The organism is Pseudomonas triticicola (genome assembly GCF_019145375.1).
Classification (GTDB): Bacteria; Pseudomonadota; Gammaproteobacteria; order Pseudomonadales; family Pseudomonadaceae; genus Aquipseudomonas; species Aquipseudomonas triticicola.
This window is the reverse complement of record NZ_JAHSTX010000001.1, coordinates 1,897,887-1,912,634: the sequence shown is the minus strand read 5'-3', so window position 1 is coordinate 1,912,634 and position 14,748 is coordinate 1,897,887. Positions and strand designations below refer to the sequence as shown.

General features: G+C 59.5%; 2 protein-coding genes. Both read left to right on the top strand.

All coding sequences use genetic code 11. The annotated features are described in order from the left end of the window. The first annotated feature begins 65 nt into the window (after window positions 1-65). Window positions 66-7,232 carry an NEL-type E3 ubiquitin ligase domain-containing protein gene (locus tag KVG85_RS08495; RefSeq protein ID WP_217863558.1) on the top strand — a complete coding sequence of 2,389 codons (7,167 nt, stop codon included), beginning with the start codon at window positions 66-68 and terminating at the stop codon, window positions 7,230-7,232. 133 nt (window positions 7,233-7,365) lie between these two features. Further along, window positions 7,366-14,727 (top strand): NEL-type E3 ubiquitin ligase domain-containing protein, encoded by a 7,362-nt coding sequence (locus tag KVG85_RS08490; RefSeq protein ID WP_217863557.1) that lies wholly within the window; start codon window positions 7,366-7,368, stop codon window positions 14,725-14,727. Window positions 14,728-14,748: the final 21 nt, after the last annotated feature.

Here is a 14,748-nt window from a genome sequence, read left to right as displayed (position 1 = left end):
ATCCATGTACCGCCGGACACCGCGCCGTCAGTGATGTGCTGTCGCTCCACTTACAGGAGCGATGTATGTCCGCCGATTCAGACGTTTCGACCATTTCCGATGGCCCCCTCAAACCAGCCGCTTCCGAGAGCCTCCACGCACCTTGGCTTGAGGCAGTGATGCCGCACTGGCTGATCCAGGCGCCGGTGCGCAGGAAGATTGAGCTCAAGCAGGCGCAGACCGTATTCCCGCACTGGTACACGAAAGCGACGCCAGCCCAGCGTCAGGTGGTGAATACCAGCTACAGGATGAGTTTTATTGCTCAGGCGAGGCTGGATCGATCCATGTCCACTTTCAAGGACATCGAGACATTTGCCCGGCCTCTACTGGCGCAGGCGCTGAAACACCGCTATCAGGTCACCGTGGATCTTGATAACACCCTGTTGTGCCTCAGGCGTCCGATACGCGCTGGCATGCTCGGCGAGGAAATCGGCTCATTCGAGGCATTGACGCTGCCGATGCTCCAGGCCGCTTTGCACAATTTCGAAAGTGATGAGTGTGCTTACGGTGCTTTTCACAGCAGCTCTGGCTTCGCAACCGAAACCGCCGTAAAGGGTGCCTTCAAGGCTGTTCCGGTGAATGTGTCGGTCAGGAACTACCTCAACCTGTGCCGGGAGCTGGACATCGGTGCCAAATACCAGGCTTATCTGACAACGTTTTTCCATCCGGTCGATCAGGCAGCGGAAGCGAAGTTGCGCCGGCACTTCATTGTCAGTCAGAAAACGGCCATGCGCGCGGCAGCCGAACGCGCATTATTGACCAAAGATATTCAACCTGAAGATCACGCGATGATCCTCTCGGTGATAAACGGCGAAAGGCACCCGCGAATCGGCGACAAGCAGGTGTGGTTTCAGGATCTGGGCTTGATGCGGCACAGGCTGGTCGGTTGTGTGGTGTTCAAGATCGCGCAAAAGTATCGCTCGCCGGACGCGGTGATTCTGTACGTACCCAATGACCCGGAACACCCGCTCAAACGCTATACCGGGACGCAAATGCAGGACACCTTCAAGCGCCTGCTGAGCGCTCGCGATACGCAACAGACGAATAGCACGACACCCACGTCCTACCAGCGGTTCTTCAGTCAGTTTTTTCCTTATGAGAAGCGTCCGTATTATTTCAGTCAGTTTGTAAAATCAGCAGACGGCGCATCGGATTGGCTGTCCTCACCGTGGCGCAAGATTCTGCAGACGACGTTGATTTTTGTGGAGATCTGGAAGACTTCACCTAAAAACGAGAAAATGGTGCCGGATACCGACCCTTACGTGGCTGTTTCGTTGATGCCGCACCTACAGGTATATCCATGGGCGAGGAATAACGATCTATGGGCATACTTGTACGAAAAACACCGTGACAAGGTAGTCAACGACGCTCGCAGGCACGCGGTGCCCACCGCCGACGTCGATGCCAAGGCGCGCGATGCCAAGCTGTCAGGGCTGCTGCAATTCGGCCTGTTGGCGCTGAACATGGCGTCCATGTTCGTTCCGGTACTGGGCGAAATCATGCTGGTTGTCATGACGGCCCAGTTGCTCTACGAAACTGTTGAAGGCGTTATCGAGTGGAGCGAGGGGGACAAGCACGCAGCGAGAGCGCATCTCGTGGATGTTGCTGAAAACCTTGCGCAGATCGGCGTGATGGCAGCCGCAGGCGCAGTTTTCAGCCGTGTGACAGCCGTTAAACCGGAGCCAGTGCTTGAAGATCTGCATCCCGTGACTCTGCCCAATGGCGAGAGGCGCCTGTGGAAGCCGACCTTCAACGGCTATGAGCAAGAGGTCATGCCGGGCAATTTGCCGCAGCCCGATAAGCTGGGGCAGTTCCGAGTCGACGGTAAAACCTGGATGCGCCAAGGCGACAAGCTATATGAGCAGATGTTCGACCGCTCGACCGGCCAATGGCGGTTGAAACATCCCACCGATTCTCTCGCTTACCAACCCTTTCTCAGCCATAACGGTCATGGAGCCTGGCGTCTGAGCCTGGAGCAGCCCATGGCGTGGGATCGCTTGACGCTGCTGCGACGCATCGGACACCTCACCGATGGTTACTCCGATGACACACTGCTGACGCTGGCCGATATCAGCGGTATCAGCGATGACGCTCTGCGCAAGATGCATATGGATCAGTTGCCACCGCCCCCTGAACTGCGAGATGCCATGCGCCTGTTCGATGCCGATGCGCAGGCGAGGCAAATGGTCGAGCAATTGCGCGGAGCCAGGCCCATTGACGAGCACTATCTGTATGCGGTCCCCCTGATCACCGAGATGCCCCGGTGGCCGTCCGATCGGGTTCTGGAGATGACAGCTGATCCATACGGAGAAGGGGCGCCCATCCGCTATGGTGCGCAGATTACTCTGCCCGGCTTCAGCCCCAAGCCTGCTATCCGCCTGACACGTACGCAAGTGTTGAACGGGGAAATGCCGACGCGGATTCTGGCTGCATTGGACGAACAGGAGATCAACTATCTGCTGGGACGAAAGGCTGCGCAATTGCGCCCGGCGCGGCCCGATGAGTTCAGCAAACAACTCGCCGAGTACGCCTATACGCGCCAGCCGGCGATATTTGACAGCCTTTATCGGGGGAGCGAATCGTTGACTGCTCCCATGCGCGTTTTGCAGCGTGAATGTCCTGGCCTCAGCGATGAAGCTGCTCAGGATGTGATCGAGCATGCTTCTGCGCAGGAGCTGGCGCGAATGGATGCGGCCGGGCGCTCCCCTTTGAGAATGCTTGAAGAGGCTCGCTGGCATGCTCGCCATGGTCGCCAGACCCGCGCATTCGCCGGTTTGCACAGCGAAAACCTGGCGTCGGCGGACAGTCGGCGCCTGGCCTTGCACGCTCTGGAGCAATTGCCTGGCTGGCCGCACTCGCTGCGTCTGGAAATTCGCGAGGGGAGCGTAACCGGCACGTTGCTCGACAGCATCGGCGAGCCGATGGCACCGGTTAGACGCTATCTGGTGAAAAACGGACCTTTCTATCAAGCGTTCAATGATCACGCCGAAGCATTGAGCAGGGTCTCGAGGGTCCAGGACAGCTTTTACAGTTCGCTCATGCACGCGTTGCCTGAGGACACACGTTCCTCAATCGGATTGTCTGGCGGCAGCGCCCATGGTGAGCTGCAACAGAAAATCATCGAATCGGCCCACCTTCATCGAGGCGAAGCTGCGCGATTGCTGTCACCACGTGAAAAGTGGTTCAAACCGCCGGTTCGCGTCGGGTCGCGATTGCAGGGCTATTACGCCAGCGGCCGTGGAACCGGTCTCAATCCATCCCTCGAATCACGCATCGCGCATCTATACCCGGACTCGCGCCAGGCGCGGGCATTCCTCGCCCGGCAACGGGGCCGGAGTGAAGCGCAGATTCAGATCGAACTGGAATCTCGCCGGCAGGAATGGGAAGCACTGAATGTTGCACTTGAGAGATGGCAGGCAGCGCCGAGTGATAGCCGCACTGCAACGCACAGGGCGCAACTGGCACAGACACTCCGAGAGGCATGGCGTAATGGTCCGCTGGAGGGGCAGGTGGCGCAGGCGGCTCGCCTGACCATCCATTGCGACACGACACTGCCCGAACTGGGCACAAGCTTTCCCCACGTGCGCGAACTGTCCATCACCGGCATCGGCATGACCGACGCCCATGCGGACGGGTTTCTCGCGGCGTTCCCGAATGTCACCGATTTACGTATTGGTGAATTGCGGCGCTATGGTCAGACCCCCGTCGCCCGACCGCTCACGACATTGCCGCAGACCGTCGTGCGACTGCCTGGTCTGAGACGTCTGCGTTTCTCTACCGATGCGCCATTGCTGGCGGAAAGCTTTGCACGAAGGCTTGGCGCACTGACTTCGCTGGAGGAACTGCGCATCGACTATTCCGGATTCGACTCCACCACCTTGCATGGTCTTGACCTGGAGTCATTGACACGACTGCGCAGATTACGCATCGATGCGCCCCACGCGTTGTGGCGATGGCCAGCATACGTTGAACGGCTTCAACAGCTCAGACGCCTTGACCTGACACACACCTTGATTGAAACCTTGCCCGACTCGCTCTACAACGGCAATGAACGACTCTGGGCCGGGCTTTCGCTGGATTGGTCACGTGTCACCCCAGCGACGTTCCGCCGAGCCTACGAATACGTCAGCCGTTACTCCGGCCCGCGCGGTCGCCTGCTCGATGTGCATCAGATGGTCAGTGAATATTGCCGGGCCGAACTAGATACCATGGCCTTCGTGCCGGATAGTGCCGACCCTTTGCCGCAGGCATTCAACGCGGCCTGGTCAACACCGTCAGGAAGGCTGGCGGCGATCGAGCAGCTTCGGGCCGAACATGAAGCTATCTTCGCCGCGTTTTACCCACCATCCCTGCGGCAGGGATCACGCTATGCAGCGCCTGCGCGGCGCTGGTCTACAGGGGCGAACGCGGACATATTACAAGCGCTGAAAAGCAGCTGGCACGGTTCGATTCGCCAGCGCTACGGCCTGGCAGCCAACGTTGAGCGCTTCGCCTTCGTCGAGTTGCCTGACGCCACCACCCGGGTCGAGCTTCCGTCGTTGCCGGCTGGTAGTTTCGCCCATGTGCGCACACTGCGTCTGGGGGTTCTGAACGTGTCTTCCGGCCAGGCGCGCAGTTTTGTTCGCGCCTTCAGTCATATCGAAACGCTTGAACTCGGGGGAAGTACCTTCACCGAGCTACCTTTTGCAGCGCAGGAATTGCCCGCGCTGCGTCGGCTCGATGTGTCCGGTAACAGAATCACGGTGACGGCGACGGTCCAGCGCCAACTCGATGCCCTGCCACATCTGGTACGACTGAATCTGAGTCATAACCCCGTGGGGCATCTCGATGCCACGGCCTTGAGCGGGCTCCAGGCGTTAAATTTGAGATCGACGGATTTGCAGGCCTGGCCCACGGGAGCGGAAAGCCTGCCACGGCTGTCATGGCTCGATTTGCGAGACAACCGGATCGCGTCCCTATCGCCACAAGCGCTGGCGCATCCTGACGCATTGATGAGGACGAATCTGTCGGGAAACGCCTTCAGTGCTGAAGGTGAAGCAGCGTTTCACGCGGCGCTGCAGCGCATCGAGCAGCAGAGGGGATTGGGTGAGGGAACGTTGGCGCGCTTCGCCGCAGAGCCGGTGCCTGAGCATTTTCCGCCTTTGGAAACCGGCGGATCGTTCAATGATCTGCTCTTGCCTCTCCCGCAGCCGGCGCCCATTACTCCCGGCAGTTCAGGCGCTTCAGGGCATTTGCAGCGATTGACGGTGATCCTGAACCGCGATCGGGCGCAACGTAGTCTGCTGGTGCTGCAGGCACGGGCCTTGAATGACGCTCAGATCGATGCGCAGATCAGCGAGTGGCACCTGAGCTGCGAGGCGCTGACCCGTCAGTTGAACGACTGGCTCTATACGAGGGAAGTAAGTACGAACACGCTCCTGATCAGTGCGCAAGTTCGTTCGCTGGTGGCCCGGCGGATCAGCGAGACATGGCTGGACACACTGACGGAGCGCCCTGGCAGCGCCGGTCTTGAACTCCAGTTGTCAGGGCTGCAGACCGGAGAACTGCCGGCGCTTGTAGTGCAGTTTCCGGGCGTGACGACACTGGATCTGAGCGGTGCCGGGATCACAGCGCGGGGAAGCGCGGGTTTTCTCGCCGGTTTTCCCGACCTCGATACGTTGTTCCTGGGTGGTAACGAACTAGGTGCAGTACCTGCTCCGGTACTGCGAATGCGCCATTTGACGCGACTGGAAATGCAGTATTGCAGTTTGCGCAGTGCGACGAGTGTTTACCCTTTGCTGGGCAATGCGCAGCTGCGCACGCTTGATTTGAGTTACAACGAACTTCGCGTATTCAATCCGCCCGACTATGGTGTGATCGAGTCTCTGGATCTGCGCTACAACCAACTGAGCGAATGGCCTGACGGAGTATTGAGAGCACCCGGATTGCGGGAATTGAACCTGTGCGGTAACGAAATCACGGACATCCCCAGGGCGCTTTTCGCGGATGATCATTCCGGTCTGATAGCGGGCTCGGATTTGTCAGAGAATCGCCGTTTGTCGCTCTCGGCACTCCAGGACCTCAGGCGCTACAGCCGCGAACACTCGGCACCGTATGTGCTGGGCATGACGCGCGGCCAGATTGAGGCAATGATCGAACGTCTGGTGTTTGGTGATCTTTTGGGAATTCCCGAAAGCGGTGTTGCAATTGACAACGCTGGCAGCGTTGTTCACGACCCCCATGCGCAAGTATTTCCTGCCGAGGACGTCTTCGATCCAGCCAACGATGTCGCGCCACGCTCGCGCGACCCATGGCTTGCCGACAGCGATCCGCAGCGGGTTGCGCAAAGAACCGAGCTCTGGGCGCAATTGGCGCAAGAGCCCAATCATGAGCGGTTTTTCCAGTTGCTGCGCTTGTTGCTCGACACGCAAGACTACTTGCAGGTGCGAGGCGAGCTGAGGGAAAGAGTCTGGCGTGTCATGCAAGCCGCTGCCGAAAATACCGAACTGCGGCAACTGTTGTTTGAGGGCGCCGAGACCCACGGTACCTGCCCTGACGGGCGGATTCTGACTTTCAGTGATATGGAGGTGCGGGTCGCGGTATATCACCAGTTACGTGACATTCCGTTGAATCGAATGGCCCCCAGGGGGCGGGCGCTGTTGCGTCTGTCGCGGCAACTGTTTCGTCTGGATCGCGTCGAAACGCTCGCTGAAGCCGCGGCGCTGGGTATGGATCGTGCAGAAGTGCGCCTTAAATATCGCATCGGCTTGACCAGCGGATGGGGTGACGGTGTGGATCTACCAGGCCAACCCGCGTCCATGACCTATGACGTCCCGCTGAGTGATGAACTGCTGGAGTACACCCGCGCCTCGATTCTTGAGGCAGAGGCCACAGATGCGCTGTCATTGAGCATGGCGGAGCGCGACTACTGGATCACTTACCTGCAAGATCTCCATCCACAGGAGATGGCCGCGCTGGAGGCTGCGGTTGATGAGCGACGCCAGCAACTATGGGACCAGCTCAATCAGCGTTTTGCCCGCAATGAACTGAATACTGCGCAATACAACCTTGAGCTGAACAGGTTGGGCAAGGCCATGGACGTGTTGCGCACACAGAAACGCGCTGAGCTGACACGCCGGGTGATCAACGAGCTGCAGAATTTCGCCGCTGAATCCGAACAACCCGGGCGCCTTTCACCAGCATCCGGTTCCTGAGACCGCCACGGTGTAGCGGACCGAGGCATGGCAAGTTACATCCGCTTACCACTGATGATTGCGCGATACCCGGATAACGCAGAAGCGACAACGCGACATGGTTTGCTGACTCCTCCATCAACAAGGAGTGACCATGGACGTTATCCCCCCAAAACCAGTGTCGACGCAGCCTGCGTCGACCGCTCAGCCGGCAGACGCCAGTCGTTCAGTCAAGCGCTATGCGACGCAAAGCCTGCACGGCGAATTTCTCGAGGCATCGGCCCCGCAATGGCTGACCAACGCTTCGCCGCAACGGCGCGAAGCGCTCAAGGCGGTTCCGACCGCGTTGCCGGCCTGGTATCAGAATGCGACGCCAGCCCAGCGTAAAGCCCTCGACGACACTTTCAAGGCCAGTGTCACTGCCCAGAACAGTCTCGACCAGAGCATGGCGAAGTTCGTGGATGTCGAAACGTTCGCCAGACCGTTATTGATCAAAGCCTTGAAGGACAACTACGCGCGAGAAATCGATGTAGACAAGACGCTGTTGTGTCTGCGGCGCCCGGTCGAAATGGGTATTCAGGGAACCGTTTTGGCCTCGTTCGAGGTTCTCAAGATCACGCTGCTGGAAGCCTCGCTGCATAACTTCGAAGCTGACGAATGTGAGGGGACTTATCATTCGAGCTCCGGTTTCGTTGTGGCGACGCCTGCTGCGGACACGTTCAATCATGTGGACACAGGGCTCACGGTCAGCCAGTTTCTGAGCCTTTGCCGCAATCTGGATATAGGCAAGCAATACCAGACATACCTGCAGGAATTTTTCCATCCGGGCGAAGCGGTGGCAGAGGCAGTGCTCAGCGAACGCTTCATCGCCAGCCAGAAGGCCGCGATGCGCGCTGCAGCCGAACAGGCGCTATTGCGCAATGACATCGAGGCGGCAGATCACTCGATGATCCTGTCGGTCATCGACGGCGAAATGCACCCGTCAATGGGTAAAAAGCAAGTCTGGTTCCAGGACCTCGGTCTGATGAAAAAAAGACTGACTGGCTGCGTCGCGTTCGTTATCTGCGAGAAATACCGTTACACCGATGAACTGATCCTTTACATCCCCAACGACCCGGAACATCCGCTCAAGCGCTATACGTTCGAGCAAATGCGCGACGAGCTCAAGCGCTTGCTCACCGCACGTGACGCTTCGCAGCAGACAAGCGCAGAGCCCACGGCCTACCAGCGCTTTCTCAGCCAGTTCCTGCCTTATGACCAGCGCCCGTACTATTTCAGTCAGTTCAGGAAAGAGGCAGCCGACTCACCGGTAGATGCCTGGAATCTACTGCGCTCGCCATGGCTGGCGGTATTACAGGGCTTCACCGGCGGTTCAGCCTTCACGCGTATCCAGCAGGTACCCCCCGAACGCCAGGTCAAATGGGAACCAGTGGCGGATCCTTACATCGCGCCGTCAACCGTTGGACGCAAGGGGCGGGGAGTCTGGGCGCCCAACGAGGATTTGTGGCAATACCTTTATGCGCAGAATCGCGCCAAGGTGTTGGCCGACGCGAAAAGTCACGCGGTACCCACTGCGGACGTCGATGCGAAAGCACGAGATGCCAAACTGGCCCATCTGATGCAGCTCGGCATGCTTGGTCTGAACATGGTCTCGATGTTCGTGCCTGTGTTGGGCGAAGTGATGATGGTGGTGATGGCCGGCCAGCTGCTCTATGAAACTCTTGAGGGCGCAATTGAATGGTCCGAAGGCGACCGTCGTGCGGCCAAGGATCATTTGATCGATGTGGCAGAAAACCTTGCGCAGATCGCGCTGATGGCTGGTGTGGGCGCCGCGGTAAGGAAAATTTCAAGCGCCAGAGCCGTGCCGGTCATTGAAAGTCTGCATCCGGTGAAGTTGCCCAACGGCGAAACCCGATTGTGGAAACCCGACCTCAGCGCTTACGAGTCCGCTGTCGCACTTCCAGCCAGTCCCGGTCCGAACAGTGCCGGCCAGCATGTGCTTGACGGCAAAACCTATATTCGCCAGAGCGGCAAGGTCTACGAGCAGTTTTTCGATGAATCGATCGGTAAATGGCGGATCAGCCATCCGACCGACATCAATGCATGGCAGCCGGTGCTCGACAGCAATGGAAGCGGTGCCTGGCGGCATACGCTGGAGCGTCCACAGGATTGGGATCGTCTGACCCTGCTGCGGCGTATCGGCCATGCAACCGAAGCTTTCTCCGATGAACAGTTGATCAAGGCTGCCGATGTCAGTGGTGTCAGCGATGCCGTCCTGCGCAAGATGCACATCGATTCTGCGCTACCGCCACCGGAACTGACCCAGGCCATGCGCATGATGCAGGCAGACGGCAACGCGGCATTGGTCGTTGAGCAGTTGCGCGGGACAAAACCGATCGACGAACACTACCTCTATGCGTTGCCGCTGATCACCGAAATGCCGCGCTGGCCGGAGAACCGCGTGCTGGAAGTCTTCGACGGCGAGCAATTATCCGGCAAGTTCGTCAGGTATGGCTCCGCACGGCGGTTTCGCGACGTCGGCGTCAAGGCACCGATTCAGATATCGCGGGCCGATATTTTCAGCGGTGAACTGCCAGCACATATCCTCGCGGCGCTGGACGAGTCTGAAATCACTCGGCTTCTCGGCGAGCAGGGTGCACGCGTACGCGATGCCCGGCCGGCAGAGTTCGGCAAGCAGATCGCCGACTACGCCAACACCCGCCAGCCGGCGATCTACGACAGCATTTACTTGGGGACCGACCCCGTCGATCCGCAGGTTGCACGTTTGCAGAAGGCCTGCCCCGAACTTAGCGAACCGGCGGCGCGTACGGTGCTGGCACATGGTCGCCCCGATGATCTTGAACGACTTGGCTCAGGGCAACGAGTACCGCTGCGCCTGCTGGAAGAGGCCCGCTGGTACGCGCGTCAAAGTCGCCAGGTAGCGGCATATGCCGGTCTGCGCAGCGAAAACGTCGCCTCTGCGGACAGCAGGCGCCTGGCGTTGCACACGCTGGCGCAATTGGCCGGTTGGCCCGACAGTATTCGCATTGAAGTTCGCGAGGGCCATGACGCCGGCATGCTGCTTGACAGCATCGGCACTGAAACAGCCGGCGAGAAAAAATACCTGATTAAAAAAGGCGTTCAGTTTCAAGCATTCAACGAACGCGGTGAAGCACTCAACAGCCTGCCTCGCACCGGCGACAACTTTTACCCGTCGATCATGCATGCCCTGCCGGATCATGCGCGCCGCAGCCTCGGTGTGCCTGAGGTCGGGCAGTCTGCCGAGTTGCAAGCAAAGATCATCGATTACGCCGACCAGCATCAGGCTGATGCCCACGCGCTGCTGGCGCCCCAGGCCAAGTGGATGAAACCGCCGGTGCGAGTGAACGGCACGTTGATCGGTTATCCCGCCAGTGGACGCGGCGCGGGATGGGCACCGAACCTGCTGGGTCATGTGCAGGATATCTACCCGCAGCTGACCGAGGAACAGGCTCGCGGCTTCCTCCTTGACCAATATCGGGCAGGAAAAGACGACCGCGGCATTTTCGAGCTGTTGCAATCACGTCGGCGTGAGTGGGAACAGCTGAATTTGACGCTGGATGAATGGTCAGGGACCGCGACGCCGCCGCCGTGGGAACGTTCCGGGACAAATTACAAGTTTCGCACCGCGCAAGCGCTGAAAGCCTGCTGGCGCAACGCGTTGTCCACTGGGCTCGCGGGTGCCGATCAGCTCTCGATTCTCACCTACGACCCTTTGCCAGAGCTGACCGCTGATTTTGCTCATGTGCGTGAGCTTTCGATTGGCGGCGGTGGCTTGACCGATGCCAATGCTGACGCCTTCCTGGCGCGATTTGCCAATGTCGAAAAGTTGTCGCTGGGAGAGCGGGGCAGTCTGTTTGGCACCTACATGGAGCGTGAGCAGTCATTGACGACCTTGCCCCTGACCGTGACTCGCATGTCTGCCTTGAAAAAGCTCAAGTTCCGGACGCCAGCCAGAGTGATGGCTGCCGATCTGTCGACAAGATTGCGTAGCTTGACGGCCGTTGAGGAGCTTCATCTCGATTTTGCCGGAGGCGCAGGCAGCGCGCCTGACCTTGATCTGGCCCCCCTTGCACGACTGAAGAAACTCAAGGTTGAAGCGCCGGGCCTGACGCAGTGGCCGTCTTATGTGGAACGACTGCCGGAGCTGGAACGCCTGGATCTGACACAGACCGCCATCGCCTCCCTTCCACAGACCCTGTATGTCGGGCGCGAGAAACTCTGGGCCGGTTTGTCCCTGGACTGGTCGAAGTTCTCCCATGAAGCGTTCAAACCTGCTTACGACTATGTGAAAAGCTACATGGGGGAGTGGGGACATCTGGTTGATCTGGACTTCATGGTCCGCCAATACTGCGCTGGGGAACTGCAGTTCCTCACCGGCGAGGCCGGCCGTCTCAATCCATTACCTCAGCGCATCATGAGCCTGTGGAACACCCCGGAAACCCGGCTCAATGCCGTGGAGATTCTGCGCTTGGAACACAGCGCAATTTTCCGCCAATTCTACGAGGCTACCGCATCCGGAGGATTGCGTAATGCGACGCCAGCAGCACGCTGGCAAACGCCACCCAATGCCCGCGTGGTTCGTGCCCTGGAAAAAAACTGGCGCGCGGCCATCCGCAGGCGTTATCGCTTGAACGACGATGTTCATCCCTTCAATGCCATGGACTGGACATCCGGCAGCGATCTCGACGACGCCAGCATGTTTGAACTGGTGGACACCGCCTGGGCGCAGGGCGCGGAGTCGGTCAGCGAGCTGCCGCAGTTGCCGGCCGGTACGTTTGCCCATGTGCAGAACGTTCGGCTGGACCGGTTGACTGTGCCGATCGAACAGATTCGCGGCTTTCTCCAGGCATTCAGTGGCGCCACCACCCTGGAAATCACCTCCTGCGGATTGACCGAAGTGCCGGTCCGGCCCGCCGATTTGCCGCAGCTCGCACAGCTGGACCTGTCTTACAACCGTATTGTCGTGACTCCTGAGGTTCAAGGCCAATTCGACGCGCTGAGCAGTCTGGAACATCTCAATGCCCGGCTCAATCGCCTGGACACACTGGACGTTTCTCGCCTGACCGGGCTAAAGACACTGAACCTCAGCTCAAGCGGGCTCAATCAATGGCCGAAGGGGGCGGAGAACCTGAGGCATTTGCAGGCACTGGATTTGCGTCATAACACCATCGGTTCGCTCCCCGAACACGTGCTCGCCAACGACGCTGTGCTGCTCAAGACCCGCCTGTTGAACAACCTCTTCAAGCCCGACGGCGAAGCGAGCATAAAGGCGGCGCAGCGACGTATCGAAATGACCTTGGGTTTGCCCGAAGGGGCGCTGCAACGGTTCGAATCGCAATCGCCATCGTTACTCGCCAGTTTTAGCGGTGCCACGTCTGACACGGCACTGAATCGCGCCGCCCATCTGTTGCCGCTGCCACCTGCCACGGCCATTACGCCAGGTACCGACATGAGTCGGATAGTGCTGGAAATCTTTCCGTCGCTTTCGCTTGAAAATGCCCAGGCCAGCGTTGAGCGTTTACGCGATGAAGGTCTGTCCCCTGAGCAAATGGTGGGCAGACTGACCCAGTGGCGAGCAAGTAACGAGGCGCTGACGCGTGAGTTGAACGGCTGGATCTTCAACCCGGCGCAGGGGGCTGGTGAACGGGCGTCGCCATCAACAAGGTTCTTCGATGCGACCAGGATCCGCGCTTGCTGGCGGGACGGTCTAACTGGCCATACCGAATCCGCCGGCCGGACGCTGAGCCTTTCAGCAGGCGGCATGGGTGATTTGCCCGCGCTGTCAAACGTGTTTTCCCATGTGCGAACACTGGACCTGACCGGGGCAAAGTTTTCCATCGAGAGTTTCAACCTCTTTTGCCTGGCGTTCCCTGAGTTGACCACTCTGATGCTCAATGGCAATGGACTGGCACGCCTGCCGGAAGCTGTCGGCAGCCTGAGCCAGCTCGAGCGGCTGGAATTGAGCGGTAATCGCCTGGCCGTGGCGCAATCGGTGTATCAGTACGCGAGCGGGGCGCGGCTACGCTGGCTCGACCTCAGTCACAATCAGCTGGAAGAATTCAACGCCGGAACCTTCAGCGGCCTGGAAACCCTCAACCTCGGCCAGAACGGTCTGGATTTCTGGCCTGAAGGCGTGCTTGAACTGGCGCATCTGCAAAGGCTGGACCTGTCGGGCAACAACATCATGATGTTCCCGGACCGACTGTTGGGCGGCAATCACGAGGCTCTCGTGGCGGGCACCGACCTTTCGGAGAACTCGCTGTCGCTTAACGCATTGGAGCAGATCAGGGCCTACAGCGTTGCGCATGGCGGCGGTGATGTGCTGGGCTACACGCCGGAGACCTTGCAGCGCTTGATCGCCGAGCGTATGAGCGACTCGGAAAGCGATATCGGTTCCGAATCGGATTCGGGCTCAGGCTCAGGCTCAGGCTCAGGCTCCGACAGCGACAACGACGATGATCCGCGTGGCGGCGGTGGTGGCGGTAGCAGGTCCGTGGATACGCATGCCGCTGTGGAAGCAGCGGAGGTGATTGCCAATCCGGCGCAGAACGTGGCGGCGCCGGCGATGGAAACCTGGATGACCTATACCCATGCAGATGCGCGTGCTGCGCGGCAAGCTCTATGGCTGCAACTGGCACGACAGGCCAATCATGAGGCGTTCTTTCATTTGCTCTCGACCTTGCCCGACACCCTGGAATTCAGGTTTGCCGGCGCCGATCTGACCCATCGGGTCTGGCAGGTGATCCAGGCCGCCACGGAAAACGCTGAACTGCGCGAGTTGTTGTTCCTCAACGCCGAAACCCACGGCACGTGCCCCGATGGCCGAATCCTGTCTTTCAGCGAACTGGAAACCCGCGTGTACGAGTACAACGCCCTGCGCGACATTCCACGGCATCGCCCGCTGCAACGCGGCAGAGCGTTGCTTGATCTGACTCGACGACTGTTCCGCCTGGAAAGGGTGGATCGACTGGCCGAAGCCGCCGCCAGGAACAAGGATCGCGCGGAAGTCCGCCTGAAATACCGCATCGGCCTGACACGCGGCTGGCCGGACGACCTCGAGCTGCCGGCGCAACCCGAACACATGTTGTACGACTCACCGATTCGCGGGCGGCGATTGCTCGACGCGCGAGCCTCGGTTCTCGCGGACGAGGCATCCCCCATGTTTCTGGAAGACCTGATTGCGCGGGACTACTGGATCCGCTATCTGCAGGATCGCCACATCGAGGCGTTCGAGGCACTTGAGCGCGACGCCACCCGACGGCACGAAGCGGTCGAGGATGCCTACCCCGATAAAGAAAACAGCGATTATCTGGACGCAATGAGGGTGCTTGAAATCGAACTGGCGGAGGCGCGCACCGAGAAACTCAAGGCTTTGACCCGCACAGAACTGGAGAGCCTGGCGTCGCAGGATGAGCGAGCGTCGCCACCGGCCCCCTCTTCACCGAAACCCGGGCCTTCGTGGCGCCGCGACTGATTGATCGAGCTGACCTGGGGG

Coding starts and splice junctions, on each gene's coding strand:
- KVG85_RS08495 (WP_217863558.1), top strand. CDS start 66: ATGTCCGCCGATTCAGACGTTTCGACCATTTCCGATGGCCCCCTCAAA.
- KVG85_RS08490 (WP_217863557.1), top strand. CDS start 7,366: ATGGACGTTATCCCCCCAAAACCAGTGTCGACGCAGCCTGCGTCGACC.